The sequence below is a fragment of the Pseudomonas sp. GW822-FHT04H02 genome (genome assembly GCF_058800645.1).
Genome location: NZ_JBXAMM010000003.1, coordinates 696,560 through 710,356, shown reverse-complemented (window position 1 = coordinate 710,356; position 13,797 = coordinate 696,560). Strand labels below are relative to the sequence as shown.

The 13,797-nt window shown below is 61.0% G+C and carries 15 protein-coding genes; 4 read left to right on the top strand and 11 right to left on the bottom strand.

Translation table 11 applies throughout. From position 1 onward, the window contains the following. Positions 1 to 105: 105 nt before the first annotated feature. Positions 106 to 324, bottom strand: coding sequence for a bacterioferritin-associated ferredoxin (locus AC1RMG_RS15670; protein WP_011063112.1), 219 nt, complete (start codon positions 322 to 324; stop codon positions 106 to 108). A 324-nt stretch (positions 325 to 648) separates the two neighbouring features. Here AC1RMG_RS15670 and AC1RMG_RS15665 point away from each other — a divergent pair, with 324 nt between their 5' ends. Then, positions 649 to 1,251 carry a peroxiredoxin gene (locus AC1RMG_RS15665; RefSeq protein ID WP_011063111.1) on the top strand — a complete coding sequence of 201 codons (603 nt, stop codon included), beginning with the start codon at positions 649 to 651 and terminating at the stop codon, positions 1,249 to 1,251. Positions 1,252 to 1,321: 70 nt separating this feature from the next. On the opposite strand, the gene rnt is transcribed toward AC1RMG_RS15665, so the two are convergent. Further along, the gene (rnt, locus tag AC1RMG_RS15660) at positions 1,322 to 1,993 is read right to left on the bottom strand and encodes a ribonuclease T (RefSeq protein WP_011063110.1); all 672 of its coding nucleotides are present in this window, start codon (positions 1,991 to 1,993) and stop codon (positions 1,322 to 1,324) included. Next, positions 1,990 to 3,036: a dihydroorotase gene (gene pyrC / locus AC1RMG_RS15655; RefSeq protein WP_011063109.1), complete on the bottom strand. Its 1,047-nt coding sequence runs from the start codon at positions 3,034 to 3,036 to the stop codon at positions 1,990 to 1,992. Before pyrC ends, rnt begins: the two co-directional genes overlap by 4 nt. Before the next feature lie 156 nt (positions 3,037 to 3,192). Here pyrC and AC1RMG_RS15650 point away from each other — a divergent pair, with 156 nt between their 5' ends. The 3 genes from AC1RMG_RS15650 (at position 3,193) to AC1RMG_RS15640 (ending at position 6,467) form a co-directional block, all read left to right on the top strand. After that, a complete protein-coding gene (locus tag AC1RMG_RS15650) occupies positions 3,193 to 4,107 on the top strand; it encodes a flagellar protein MotY (RefSeq protein WP_011063108.1) in 915 nt (304 codons plus the stop codon). A 129-nt stretch (positions 4,108 to 4,236) separates the two neighbouring features. Beyond that, positions 4,237 to 5,454, top strand: coding sequence for an argininosuccinate synthase (locus tag AC1RMG_RS15645; protein WP_011063107.1), 1,218 nt, complete (start codon positions 4,237 to 4,239; stop codon positions 5,452 to 5,454). A gap of 386 nt (positions 5,455 to 5,840) precedes the next feature. Further along, positions 5,841 to 6,467: a response regulator transcription factor gene (locus tag AC1RMG_RS15640; protein WP_011063106.1), complete on the top strand. Its 627-nt coding sequence runs from the start codon at positions 5,841 to 5,843 to the stop codon at positions 6,465 to 6,467. Between the two features lie 147 nt (positions 6,468 to 6,614). Here AC1RMG_RS15640 and AC1RMG_RS15635 read toward each other — a convergent pair whose 3' ends face one another. From AC1RMG_RS15635 to metG, 8 genes are all read right to left on the bottom strand, one after another. Beyond that, complete coding sequence (locus AC1RMG_RS15635) at positions 6,615 to 6,794, bottom strand: PA3496 family putative envelope integrity protein (protein ID WP_011063105.1); 180 nt, start codon at positions 6,792 to 6,794, stop codon at positions 6,615 to 6,617. A gap of 107 nt (positions 6,795 to 6,901) precedes the next feature. Continuing rightward, a complete protein-coding gene (gene nth / locus AC1RMG_RS15630) occupies positions 6,902 to 7,540 on the bottom strand; it encodes an endonuclease III (RefSeq protein ID WP_015636814.1) in 639 nt (212 codons plus the stop codon). A 7-nt stretch (positions 7,541 to 7,547) separates the two neighbouring features. Continuing rightward, entirely contained in the window at positions 7,548 to 8,144 is a 597-nt protein-coding gene (locus tag AC1RMG_RS15625; RefSeq protein ID WP_103289367.1) for an Rnf-Nqr domain containing protein, read from the bottom strand. Beyond that, entirely contained in the window at positions 8,137 to 8,748 is a 612-nt protein-coding gene (locus tag AC1RMG_RS15620) for an RnfABCDGE type electron transport complex subunit G (protein WP_262211905.1), read from the bottom strand. Before AC1RMG_RS15620 ends, AC1RMG_RS15625 begins: the two co-directional genes overlap by 8 nt. Next, positions 8,745 to 9,737 (bottom strand): RnfABCDGE type electron transport complex subunit D, encoded by a 993-nt coding sequence (locus AC1RMG_RS15615; RefSeq protein ID WP_401334896.1) that lies wholly within the window; start codon positions 9,735 to 9,737, stop codon positions 8,745 to 8,747. The genes AC1RMG_RS15620 and AC1RMG_RS15615 overlap by 4 nt, the downstream gene beginning before the upstream one ends. Further along, a complete protein-coding gene (locus tag AC1RMG_RS15610) occupies positions 9,724 to 10,929 on the bottom strand; it encodes an RnfABCDGE type electron transport complex subunit B (protein ID WP_493169580.1) in 1,206 nt (401 codons plus the stop codon). Before AC1RMG_RS15610 ends, AC1RMG_RS15615 begins: the two co-directional genes overlap by 14 nt. Beyond that, positions 10,926 to 11,507 carry an Rnf-Nqr domain containing protein gene (locus AC1RMG_RS15605; RefSeq protein ID WP_493169709.1) on the bottom strand — a complete coding sequence of 194 codons (582 nt, stop codon included), beginning with the start codon at positions 11,505 to 11,507 and terminating at the stop codon, positions 10,926 to 10,928. The genes AC1RMG_RS15610 and AC1RMG_RS15605 overlap by 4 nt, the downstream gene beginning before the upstream one ends. 130 nt (positions 11,508 to 11,637) lie before the next feature. After that, a complete protein-coding gene (metG, locus tag AC1RMG_RS15600) occupies positions 11,638 to 13,683 on the bottom strand; it encodes a methionine--tRNA ligase (RefSeq protein WP_047337668.1) in 2,046 nt (681 codons plus the stop codon). Between the last annotated feature and the right edge of the window lie 114 nt (positions 13,684 to 13,797).

The following is a 13,797-nucleotide window of genomic DNA, read 5'->3' as shown; positions in this document are numbered from 1 at the left end:
AGAATGTTTGTGTTCCGCGTTTTGTCTCTAAGCGATTGAATTACAGGCATAAAAAAACCGGACGCCAGGTCCGGTTGTTTGTAACGCCGCTAATTATTGATTAAATCAGGCGACATTAAATTCCACAGGGTAGGGGATTGCCGCTTGGCTGCTCTGCAATTCGGTCAGGGTTTCGCGAACCACTTGCTTGGCCAGGCAGGCACATTTGCCGCACTGGCTGGCAACGCCGGTGGCCTGGCGTACTTCGCGGTAGCTGCAGCAACCTTCGTAGATCGCTTCGCGAATTTGTCCGTCGGTGACACCGGTGCAGAGGCAGACATACATAAGATGAGAACCGTCGCTGGTTAGGGCTCAATTGCGATGGATCTTAATGTTAACGAGAATGATTGTCAAAGTGGTTTCGACGCCCTTTGTTGCTGATTCTTGCTTGAGTGACGAACGGCTTTTCTTGGCATTAATGACAGATCATTCGCATTTTTCGCGTTGGAGGCCGGCCAGAGGAAAAACCACTAAGGACAGCTTAAAAACGCCGTGTATGATGGTCGGTCCTTGCGAAGAGGGCGCACGTCACGGGGCTGTCGCATCAGCATGGCAGGCTCGGGGCCAACCCTTCTTCTTCATTACTACGTCCACACCAGGAGATATCCAATGAGCGTACTCGTAGGCAAACAAGCCCCTGACTTCACCGTTCCGGCCGTTCTCGGCAATGGCGAAATCGTCGACAGCTTCACCCTGTCCTCGGCCATCAAAGGCAAATACGGCCTGGTGTTCTTCTACCCACTGGACTTCACCTTCGTGTGCCCGTCCGAGCTGATCGCTCTGGACCACCGCATGGCCGACTTCAAGGCACGCAACGTTGAAGTGATCGCTGTGTCCATCGACTCGCACTTCACTCACAACGCCTGGCGTAACACCCCGATCAATGCCGGCGGCATCGGTCAGGTTCAATACATCATGGCTGCTGACATGAAGCACGAAATCGCCAAGGCCTACGACGTTGAGTCCGAAGGCGGCGTGGCTTTCCGTGGCGCGTTCCTGATCGACGACAAAGGCGTTGTCCGCTCGCAGATCGTCAACGACCTGCCACTGGGCCGCAACATGGAAGAGCTGATCCGTCTGGTCGACGCTCTGCAGTTCCACGAAGAGCACGGCGAAGTCTGCCCTGCCAACTGGAAGAAAGGCGACAAGGGCATGACCGCTTCGCCAGAAGGCGTTGCTGCTTACCTGAGCGAGAACGCCGGCAAGCTGTAAGGCTTGGCGTCACGCATAAAAAAACCGGCCTTAGGGCCGGTTTTTTTATGGGGCAAAGGAAAGCGACTATTCAGTCGTCGAAATCCTGCCAGCCGCCCATCTGTTTCCAGCGGTTGACGATGCCGCAGAACAGCTCGGCGGTCTTCTCTGTGTCGTAGCGAGCCGAGTGGGCCTCGCGACCGTCGAAGTCGATGTCTGCGCTCTGACAGGCCTTGGCCAGCACGGTCTGGCCGTATGCCAGGCCAGCCAGAGTGGCGGTATCGAAGCTGGAAAACGGGTGGAACGGATTGCGCTTCATGTCCAGGCGCGCCACGGCGGCATTCAGGAAGCCCAGGTCGAAGCTGCTGTTGTGGCCTACCAGGATGGCGCGCTTGCAGCCATTGGCCTTCAGCGCCTTGCGCACCCCGCGGAAAATATCGGTGAGGGCGGTTTCTTCGCTCACAGCCATGCGCAGGGGATGATCAAGCTTGATCCCGGTGAATTCCAGGGCTGCAGCTTCGATGTTCGCGCCTTCGAAAGGCTCGACCCGGAAGAAGTAGGTGTGTTCGGGGAACACGAAGCCTTTTTCGTCCATGCCGATGGTGGTTGCGGCAATTTCCAGCAGGGCGTCGGTGGCCGAGTTGAAGCCACCGGTTTCAACATCGACGACTACCGGCAGGTAACCGCGAAAGCGTGCCGCCATCGGATGGCGAGGACCGCCGCTGCTACCTTCTTGTTCGTCGTCGAAATGGTCGTCACTCACGAGTGATCCTCCAGCAGGCGCCAGCGCAGTTTTTCACCGGCGCGCAGCGGAATGACAGTCAGCTCGCCAAACGGCAGGCTGGCAGGAGCGGTCCATTCTTCACGGACCAGGGTGATGCTGTCGGTGTTGGCCGGCAAGCCGTAGAAGCGCGGGCCGTTGAGGCTGGCGAAAGCTTCCAGCTGATCCAGGGCATTGCGTTGTTCGAACGCTTCGGCGTACAGCTCGATGGCGGCGTAGGCGCTGTAGCAGCCGGCGCAACCGCAAGCGGCTTCCTTGGCGTGCTGGGCGTGAGGTGCCGAGTCGGTGCCGAGGAAGAACTTCGCGTTGCCGCTGGTGGCCGCATCCAGCAGGGCTTCCTGGTGGGTGTTGCGCTTGAGGATCGGCAGGCAATAGAAGTGCGGACGAATACCGCCCACCAGCATGTGGTTGCGGTTGTACAGCAGGTGATGCGCAGTGATGGTGGCGCCGACGTTAGCCGAAGCCTCCTTGACGAACTGCACGGCTTCAGCGGTGGTGATGTGTTCGAACACCACTTTCAGGCTGGGGAAGCGTTCAACCACACGCCGCATGTGCTCGTCGATGAAGATTTTCTCGCGGTCGAAGACATCGACGTCGCCGCGGGTTACCTCGCCGTGGATCAACAGCGGCAGGCCGACTTCGGCCATGGCTTCAAGCACCGGGAAAATCTTGTCGATGCTGGTCACGCCCGAATCCGAGTTGGTGGTCGCGCCGGCCGGGTACAGCTTGGCGGCGTGGACGAAACCGCAGGCCTTGGCCGCGCGGATTTCCTCCGGCTGGGTACGGTCGGTCAGGTAGAGCACCATCAGTGGCTCGAAGCGGCTGCCGGCCGGGCGCGCAGCTAGAATGCGCTGGCGATAGGCGTCGGCTTCCGCGGCGTTGCGCACCGGAGGTACCAGGTTGGGCATGATGATGGCGCGGCCAAAGGTGCGCGCGACATCTGCGACTGTATTGGGCAACACGGCCCCATCGCGAAGATGAATATGCCAGTCGTCGGGACGCAGCAGGGTCAGGCGGTCGGACATTGGAGGTTCCAGGCGGGTAAAACTCGGGGGAATGCTACCGGAAAAGACTCTTCCAGGCACTCGCTATCAAGTTTTGCGACGAGCAACCGATATCCCGAAGGTATGGCGTATTAACGCCTGTCGATTTTTCTGTTGTACACGTCAGTGGAGCCTCCCGTGCGCCAGCGTTATCTAGCCTTGCTCAGTGTGTTTGCCAGCCTGCCTGCGATGGCTCTCACTTTCCAGACTCGCCTGGAGAGCATTGAGTGGACGGTCGAAGGTGACAAGTTCGAGTGCCGCCTGATCCAACCGGTTACCGATTTCGGTTCCGGCGAATTCGTTCGTCGCGCCGGCGAGCAGGCGATTTTCCGCCTCAAGAGTTTCAACCCCATGCAGGCCGGTGGTTCCGCGACCCTGCTTGCGGCCGCCGCCCCCTGGCAGCCGGGGCGTGGCGACATCAACCTTGGGGCGGTCAAGGCCGGTACCGATGGGGTGCTGTTCAACAGCAACCAGATGCAGGCCGGACGTCTGATCGTCGGTTTGCTGGAGGGGCGCAGCCCGGTGGTCCGGCACTTCTCCCGCGAAGGCGGAGTGTCCGAGGTACGCCTGTTGCCGGTGAAGTTCAGCAAGGCCTACGGCGACTATCAAAGCTGCATGGCCAAGCTGTTGCCGATGAACTATGAACAGGTCAAGCAGGCCGAGATCGGTTTCCCCGGGGGTGGCATCGACCTGGACGCCCGGGCCAAGGCCAAGCTGCAAGTGATGGTGGACTTCATCAAGGCCGACCCCACGGTCAATCATGTCGAATTGGACGGGCACTCTGATAACAGTGGCAACCGCCTGACCAACCGTGACCTGTCGCGCCGTCGTGCGCTGGCGGTCATGGAGTTCTTCAAGGCCAATGGCCTGGCGGAAAACCAGATCGTGGTGCGCTTCCATGGCGAGCGCTATCCCCTGGCCCCCAACACCAATGCGGCCAACCGGGCGAAGAACCGGCGGGTCAATGTGCATCTGGAGCGGGTCGCTCCTGCCGAAAAGCCGGCCCCAGCGCCTCAGGCGGCTTCCGGATCCAGCGCAGCGGCGACTTCCTGATACGGCTGTCGTCGTCGCTCGCTCGACATAATCTGTCGCTTGGTCGTCATAAGCTGTCGCGCCTCTGTAAATTATCCGCGTGGATCGGTAGACTTGGCGGCTTTCCGTACAACCCCGTGGAGTGATGGCATGGCGGACGTTAACAAGGTCGTTCTGGCGTATTCGGGCGGCCTGGACACTTCGGTGATCCTCAAGTGGCTGCAGGATACTTACAACTGTGAAGTAGTGACTTTCACTGCTGACCTGGGCCAAGGCGAAGAGGTCGAGCCGGCCCGCGCCAAGGCGCAAGCCATGGGCGTCAAAGAGATCTACATCGACGATCTGCGCGAAGAGTTCGTGCGTGATTTCGTCTTCCCGATGTTCCGCGCCAACACCGTCTACGAAGGCGAGTACCTGCTGGGTACTTCCATCGCTCGTCCGTTGATCGCCAAGCGCCTGATCGAAATCGCCAACGAAACCGGCGCCGACGCCATTTCCCATGGCGCCACCGGCAAGGGCAACGATCAGGTGCGTTTCGAACTGGGCGCCTACGCCCTCAAGCCGGGTGTGAAGGTGATTGCCCCTTGGCGCGAGTGGGACCTGCTGTCCCGCGAGAAGCTGATGGACTACGCCGAGAAGCACGGGATCCCGATCGAGCGTCACGGCAAGAAGAAATCCCCGTACTCGATGGATGCCAACCTGCTGCACATCTCCTATGAAGGTGGCGTGCTGGAAGACACCTGGACCGAGCACGAAGAAGACATGTGGCGCTGGACTGTCTCCCCGGAGAAGGCCCCAGATACCCCGCAATACCTGGAACTGACCTACCGCAACGGCGATATCGTGGCACTGGACGGCGTCGAGATGACACCGGCCACCGTGCTGGCGACCCTGAACCGCATCGGTGGCGAACACGGTATCGGTCGTCTGGACATCGTCGAGAACCGTTACGTGGGCATGAAGTCCCGCGGCTGCTACGAGACACCTGGCGGCACCATCATGCTGCGTGCCCACCGCGCCATCGAGTCCATCACCCTGGACCGCGAAGTGGCTCACCTCAAAGACGAACTGATGCCCAAGTACGCCAGCCTGATCTACACCGGCTACTGGTGGAGCCCTGAGCGTCTGATGCTGCAACAGATGATCGACGCCTCCCAGGCCCACGTGAATGGCGTGGTACGCCTGAAGCTGTACAAGGGCAACGTGATCGTGACCGGTCGCAAGTCTGACGAGTCGCTGTTCGACGCCAACATCGCTACCTTCGAAGAGGACGGCGGTGCCTACAACCAGGCGGACGCAGCTGGCTTCATCAAGCTCAACGCCCTGCGCATGCGCATTGCCGCGAACAAGGGTCGGACCCTGGTCTGATGCTTTGAGTGGTTGAAGAAAGCCCCGCGATAAGCGGGGCTTTTTTTTGCCCTGGCTAATTGCAGTGAGCGTCGAGGCCTAATTCAGATCAGCAAATGTCTGTTGGGCAAGGTGAGCCACTTCTTGATGGGCGAAGTACCAAGTACCGCTACCGAGAGTGCTTGTAGGTTGGAGTTTTATTAGTACGAAAAGTAGCTGATTTGACGATTGATCCTAGGCGGTTTGGATATTGAACCACTTTTATCTAGGTCGTTTTGTAAGGCAATTCGGTATTGTTTGTAAGGATCGTCCTCGTGAGGTCGTAGCCCTCTGTAGCACGGTGTCAGAGTCAATTCTCTGGGGTATTGTGCGGGCTCTAAAAAAACTCTCAGGACTGAGATGGACCTATGAAAAGAGTATTGATCGTGGATGATCACCCTGTTGTCCGTTTGGCTGTGCGCATGTTGATGGAGCGCCATGGCCTTGAAGTAGTAGCGGAAGCAGATAACGGCACGGATGCATTGAAGTTGGCTCTTGAATATGTTCCAGACATCTTGATTCTGGATATTGGAATTCCGCAACTTGATGGGCTCGAAGTTATAAACCGGCTGATGTCCAGAGGTATGTCGATCAAGATTCTGGTATTGACCCTGCAAGTTCCTGGGCCTTTCTCCATGCGCTGCATGCAGGCCGGTGCTGCCGGTTATGTGTGCAAGCAGCAGGACATCACCGAGCTGTTGAGTGCCGTGCGTGCGGTGCTTGCGGGATACAGCTACTTCCCCAACGAGGCCTTGCATACTTTTCGCTCAAGCCAGGGCATCAGCAGTGAGCAGCAGATGATCGAGCTGCTTTCAGGGCGCGAATTGATCGTATTGAAACAACTCACCAACGGCATGAGTAACAAGGAAATTGCCGAGGGGTTGTGCTTGAGCAACAAGACCATCAGTACCTACAAGCGCCGGTTGCTGGCCAAGCTCAATGCTCGTTCACTGGTTGATCTGATCGAGTTCGCTCAACGGCATCGGTTGATATGAGCCTTTAGAGCACGTGCGCATTGAGACGGTGTTGCTGGATGGGCTCGCTTGAGTGCCGACGCAGCCGGTCAGTCGGGGAGGCTGACCGGCCAGATTTGCGGCTGGGCACAGGTACAAAAAAACCTCCATGGGGAGGTTCTTTTGTGACTAGAGGTCAAAGTCGTAATCGGCCAACTGTTTTTGCAGGCGCCGTTCCTCGAGGAGATTGTCGATGGTCCGGCGCTTGCTCAGATTGGTTTTCGCCACTTCGACCACCGGTTCTGCGTCATCTGTTTCAGCTGCGACGAAATCGTCTTCTACGTCCAGTTGTTCTTTGCCAGTACTCATAAGGTCGACTCCAGGCTAGGACTGCCATTGGCGCTCCTTATATCGATATTCTCCTGGCGGGTAAAAAAGATTTTTTCAATCGATCTATCGGCAAAATCAATGCTTGCTCAATCGTCGGAAGTCTTTTGCTTGTATTCGCACAGGTCTTCGATTCGACAGCTGCCACAGCGTGGCTTGCGTGCCAGGCAAACGTAGCGGCCGTGGAGGATCAGCCAGTGATGGGAGTCCAGCAGAAACTCCTTGGGTACGAACTTCATGAGTTTCTTTTCGACCTCGACCACGTTCTTTCCCGGGGCCAGCCCGGTTCGGTTGCTGACCCGGAAGATATGGGTGTCCACCGCCATGGTCAGTTGCCGGAAAGCGGTGTTGAGGACCACGTTGGCGGTCTTGCGGCCCACTCCGGGCAGAGCCTCCAGCTCTTCCCGGGTCTGTGGCACTTCGCTGTTATGGCGTTCCACCAGCAGGCGACAGGTCTCGATGACGTTCTTGGCCTTGCTGTTGTACAGGCCGATGGTCTTGATGTATTCGGACAGGCCTTCGACGCCCAGGGCGTAGATTGCCGCTGGGGTATTGGCTACGGGGAAGAGCCTGGCAGTCGCCTTGTTGACCCCGACGTCGGTCGATTGCGCCGAGAGAATCACCGCAATCAGCAGCTCGAACGGCGAGGAATAGGCCAGCTCGGTTTTCGGTTCGGGGTTGTCTTCGTGTAGCCGGCGAAAGATTTCCAGGCGTTTGGCGGCATTCATGGGTGATTCATTTCCTCGAAGGCGGTCGGTTTAAGGTCCAGGAGCCGGCCCAGGCTCGTTTTGCGGCCAGCAGCGCACCCAGCAGGATAAAACCGCCGGGGGCGAGGGTCAGCAGGCGTAGCCCCCCATGTGGCAGCACGACCCAGCCATTGCCTGCATCCGGCTGGCCGACAAGCCAGCCCAGATGGCTGCCCAGCGTACCAGCGCCCAGCAACTCGCGCAGGGCACCCAGGCCGATCAGGGCCATACAGAAAGCGCCGGCCAGGCGCAGTCGGTTGCGGTGCTGGAAGAAGCCCGCCTGTTCCAGTACCACGCATTGCAGGGGCAGCAGGCCCAGGTACAGGCTCAATTGCTGGTGCAGCTCATAACTCCAGGCCTGCAGCGCCAGCCACAGGCAACTGCCGAGGCTGGCGCTGAGCAGCAGGCTGGCCAGCCAGTGGTGGCGGGTCTCGATGGGCGGACGCAACAAGCGCATGCCGGCGCCGTAGAGGCCGATCAGCAATACCCAGGCCAGGGCCAGGCCGATTGCCTTGACCCAGGAGTCCGTAGCCCCGATCAGGGGTGGCAGCATCAGCAGCCCCGGCAATGACAGCGGCTTATTCATGAGGCGTTCCAGGGAGCAGTTGTCCGCGGTGTTCGTCGAAGTAGCGCAAGGCATCATGCAAGGCACTGATCACCGCACGGGAAGTGATGGTGGCGCCGGCAATCTGATCGAACTGCCCGTTGTCCTTTTTCAAGGCCCAGGCGCTGTCGCCCGGATCATTGCGGGATTTTCCTGAAAACCCCTGGAGCCAGGCATTGGGCCAGCTGGCGATACGTGCTCCCAGCCCCGGAGTCTCATCCTGCCGGAGGGTCTTGCTGCCCAGCAGGCGCCCCTGGCTGTCGATAGCAATCAGCAACTCGATGGGGCCGGCGTAGCCTGTGACCTGGCTGCGCAGCAGCACGGCGCTGGGCCGGCCATTGCGGGTGGCCAGGTAGCCATCGAGCAGGCGACTGTTGCTCAGTTGCCCATCGGCCAAGGGCAATGGCTGGTCCAGGGGCTGGTTGTCATAGCTGCCGGCGGGCAGCACATCCAACAGCTTGCGTACCTGCAAGGCCCGTTGTTCGGCTTCTATGCGTGGAGTGGCGGCATATTGCAGCCACAGGGTGGCACCGATGCCCAGGGAGCCGAGCAGCATCAGCAGCAACAGGCTGCGAGCCCCTTTCATGAGGGGCGCTCCAGCGGTTTTTCGGAGTTCAGGCGCTCCAGGGCCGGTACCGCCAGGTTCATCAGCAGCACGGCGAATGCGAGCCCGTCGGGGTAGCCACCCCAGGTGCGGATCAGGTAGGTGAGCAGGCCAACGCCAACGCCAAACAGCAGGCGGGCCTTGGCGGCCTTGGGGCCGGACACCGGCTCGGTGACGATAAAGAACGCACCGAGCATGCTGGCGCCGCTGAGCAGGTGGAACAGCGGCGAACCGTGGGAGTCGGAGCCGCTGCCGTTCCAGCACAGCAGGCTGATCAGCAGCAGGCTGCCAAGCATGCCCAAGGGCGCCTGCCAGCCGATGACCCGCTGTTGCAGCAGAAACAGGCCGCCAGCCAGAAATCCGAGGTTGACCCATTCGGTACCACGGCCGCCGAAGTGACCGAAGGCGGGGTTGCCGGCAAAGAGTTCATCGACGGTCAGGCTCTTGTTGATCCGCAGGCTGTCCAGCGCCGTGGCCTGGGCCCAGGCGTCCGGGGGCGGGTTGCCTCCCAGGCCGAATACCTGTTGCAGCCCGCCGAGCAGGTCCAGGGCATGGGGCGCGGGCCAGTGAGTCATGGATTGCGGGAAGCACAGCAGGGCCAGTGCATAACCCAGCATGGCCGGGTTGAAGGGGTTCTGGCCGACACCGCCGTACACCTGCTTGCCCAAGAGCACGGCGCTGGCGGCAGCGCTCAGCGGCAGCCACCAGGGGCAATAGGGTGGCAGGGCCAGGGCCAGCAAGGTGGCACTGACCAGCGCACTGCCATCGCTGAGGGCAGGTTGCAGCGGACGCCGCCGCAGGAACAGCACCAAGGCTTCCATGGCCAGGGCCCCACTGGCTGCCAGCAGTAGATTCAGCAGTGGCCCCCAGGCATACAACCACAGCAGTACCAGCAGCCCCGGCAGCGTGGCCAGCAGCACGCGCTGCATGGCCTGGCGCAGGCGCGGATCGACTGTTTCAGGGCACGTCATGGGCGTTTACCTGGCGCTCGGCTTCGCTCAGGCGGGCTTGGGCCTGGGCCAGTTGTTCGCTGCTGGTATCGGTCTGGCGTTGCAGTTTGCTCAGTTCGGCTCGGGCGTAGGCCAGTTCTGTCTTCAGTTGTCGCAGTTGTGGGGCGATCGGGCGTTTCTCGATCCGCTCCAGTACTGGTGCCGGTTTGCCACTGGCGTCTTCCGCGGCGTGCAGCGCCTGTTCGGCCACCGCCAGGGCCGCGGCCAGGGTTTGCAGTTCGGCTTCGGGGGCTGCTGCGGCCTGGGCCTTTTTCAGTTCGGCGCGGCGCATCGCCAACTGGATCTTGGCTCGCTTGAGGTCGGCATCGCGGGCCACCGGCGCGGTCGGTGGAGGCGCCTGGGTTTCCAGTTGGGCCAGTGCCTGCTCGGCCACTTCGAACTGGCGCTGCAGGACGACCAACTGCGATTGCTGCTCGAAGGTCGGCGGATGACCGAAGGCCTTAAGGGATTTGTGCAATTGGGCGCGACTCATGGCCAGCTCGATCTTGGCCTTTTTCAAGGCGGCATCGGCCGCCGCGGCTTTCTGCGCGCGGACCCGCTCGATAGCCGACTGAACCGGATCCTGGCTGGCGTCGCTGGCCTGGGTGGTGCGCTGGGCCCTGGCCTGACGTTCGGCCAGGCGCCGGGCCTCTTCGCGCTGCAAGCGATCATTGCGCTGCTCGAAGCGGCGCCGGGCGTGATCGCGTTTGGCGGCGCGAGCCTGCAACTGCTCGGCGCTGCTGGTCAGGCCGCCGACAATGGGCAGCACTCGGGCCATGGGCAACGGCAGCATGTCGATGCAATCCACCGGGCAGGGCGCCACACAGAGGTCGCAGCCGGTGCATTCGTCGATCAATACGCTGTGCATGAGCTTCGCCGCGCCGACGATGGCGTCCACCGGGCAGGCCTGGATGCACTTGGTGCAGCCGATGCATTCGGCCTCGCGGATATGGGCGATCTGCGCCGGGGCTTCGCCACGGCTGTGGTCCAGTTCTACCACCGGCAGCTGGAGCAGTTGTGCCAGGCCGGCGATGGTTTCCTGGCCCCCTGGCGGACACTTGTTGATGGCCTCGCCACTGGCGATGCCCTGGGCGTAGGGTTTGCATCCGGCGTGGCCGCACTTGCCGCATTGGGTCTGGGGCAGAAGGGCGTCGATGCGTTGAATCAGACTCATGTCTTGGGCAGTCCGTTGAAGCCGAAAAACGCCACTGCCAGCAGGCCGGCGCTGATCAGGTCGATCGGCAGGCCTTGCCAGGGCAGGGGAATATCGTTGGTGGAAATACGCTGGCGCAGGTCATTGAACAGGCTCAGTACCAACCAGAAGCCCAGCCCGGCACCCAGGCTCATGGCGCCGAGGGTCGCCAGCCCAAGGTTTTCCCCGCTGGCGATCAACAGCAGGCCGAGCATCCCGGCATTGGCCAGCAACAAGGGCCAGAGGCCATCGAATGGCAAACCGGGCAGGGCCCGGGGCAGCCAGTGTAGCGCCGGCCTGATCAGCAGCACACTCAGGGACAGCCAGGCAAACAGCTGCAAGGACTGCAGCCCCGAGGGCACCAGCACACCACGATAGAGAACATGGCCGAGTACGCAACTGACCAGCATCAAGACCGTCGTTGCCAGGCCCAGCGCATGGATCCGAAGCCGAGCGCCATCGGCTGGGGCCTGCAGCAGCGGGTCGACGCCCAGCGGCCACTGCAACACGAAGTTGTTGATCAGGGCAGTGCTGACAAGGGCGAGGAGGAAGTCGGTCATGGTCGGGGCCGGTACGGGCAGGCTGTCCTTCAAGAGTAGGCAAACTCCAGCGTCGGCGCAGGGCCCGCCAGATATGCAAATCCCCCCGCTGCGCCGGGCGCAACGGGGGGATGGGGTCCAGCCTGCAGCCTTACTTGATCCGCTGGCCGGGCTTGGCGCCGCTGTCCGGGCTCAGCAGGTAGATTTCTTCACCGCCAGGGCCGGCAGCCATCACCATGCCTTCGGAGATGCCGAACTTCATTTTCCGTGGCTTGAGGTTGGCGATCATCATGGTCAGGCGGCCATCGAGCTTGGACGGATCAGGGTAGGCGCTCTTGATGCCGGAGAACACGTTGCGCTGTTCGTCGCCGATATCCAGGGTCAGGCGCAGCAGCTTGTCGGCACCTTCCACGGCTTCGGCCTTGACGATCAGGGCGACACGCAGGTCGATGGCGGCAAAGGTATCGAAGTCGATTTCCGCGGACAGCGGGTCCTTCACCAGTTCACCGTTGCCTTTAGGGCCACCGGTGTCGGTCTGGCTGGCGGCCAGGTCTTCCTTGGAGGCATCGGTCATGGCTTGCACTTTTACCGGGTCGATCCGCGTCATCAGCGGCTTGAATTCGTTGAGCTGATGGTTGGCCAGCAGTTGCTGGTGGTCGTTCCAGGTCAGCGGGGCCACGTTGAGGAAGGCCTCGGCATCGGCAGCCAGCAGTGGCAGCACCGGTTTGAGGAAGATCACCAACTGGCGGAACAGGTTGATGCCAGTGGCGCAGATGGCCTGGACTTCATCCTGCTTGCCTTCCTGCTTGTTCAGCGACCATGGAGCCTTGTCGGCGATCCAGGCGTTGGCGCGGTCGGCCAGGCCCATGATCTCGCGCATGGCACGGGCGAAGTCACGGGCTTCATAGGCGTCGGCGATGCTTGGCGCCGCGGCCAGGAAAGCCTCGGTCAGCTCGGGGGCGGCATTGCTGTCCACCATCACCCCGGCATTGCCCTTGTGGATGAAGCCGGCGCAACGGCTGGCGATGTTCACCACCTTGCCCACCAGGTCGGAGTTGACCTTCTGCACGAAGTCTTCGAGGTTCAGGTCCAGGTCGTCGACACCACGGCCCAGCTTGGACGCGTAGTAGTAGCGCAGGTATTCCGGCGATAGGTGCTCCAGGTAGGTGCGGGCCTTGATGAAGGTGCCACGGGACTTGGACATCTTCTGGCCATTGACCGTCAGGTAGCCGTGGACGTTGATGCCGGTCGGCTTGCGATAGCCGGCGCCTTCGAGCATGGCGGGCCAGAACAGGGCGTGGAAGTTGACGATGTCCTTGCCGATGAAGTGATACAGCTCGGCGGTGGAGTCCTTGCCCCAGAAGGCGTCGAAATCCAGTTCCGGACGACGGCTGCAGAGGTTCTTGAAGCTGGCCATGTAGCCGATCGGCGCGTCCAGCCACACATAGAAGTACTTGCCCGGCTCATCCGGGATCTCGAAGCCGAAGTACGGTGCATCGCGGGAGATGTCCCACTGCTGCAGGCCGGCGTCCAGCCACTCGGCGATCTTGTTGGCCACGGCGTCCTGCAGGGTGCCGCTGCGGGTCCAGCTCTGCAGCATCTGCTGGAAGTCCGGCAGCTTGAAGAAGAAGTGCTGGGAGTCCTTGAGCACCGGAGTGGCGCCGGAGATCGCCGACTTAGGATCCTTCAGGTCGGTCGGGGCATAGGTGGCACCGCATTTTTCGCAGTTGTCGCCGTACTGGTCCTCGGTGCCGCATTTCGGGCAGGTGCCCTTGATGAAGCGGTCGGCCAGGAACATTTTCTTTTCCGGGTCGAAATACTGGGTGATGGAGCGCGTGGCGATGTGCCCGGCGTCCCGCAGCTTGAGGTAGATCTGGCTCGACAGCTCACGGTTTTCTTCAGCGTGAGTGGAGTGGAAGTTGTCGAAATCCACCAGGAACTCGGCAAAGTCGGCGCAGTGTTCAGCCTGCACGTTGGCGATCAACTGCTCCGGGGTGATGCCTTCCTTCTCCGCGCGCAACATGATGGCCGAGCCGTGTGCGTCGTCCGCGCAGACATAGATGCATTGGTTGCCGCGTAGCTTCTGGAAGCGCACCCACATGTCGGTCTGGATGTACTCAAGCATGTGGCCAAGGTGGATGGAACCATTGGCATAGGGCAGGGCGCTGGTGACGAGGATCTTGCGTGGCTCGGACATGGGGCTCGGCTACTTGATGAAACGGAGGTCGGCCACTATAAAGCGCCGGAGCGGAATTTTCACCCTTCCAGGCACATTGTGCGCAGCAAGCTTTCTCGCCACGAAGGAGTCGGC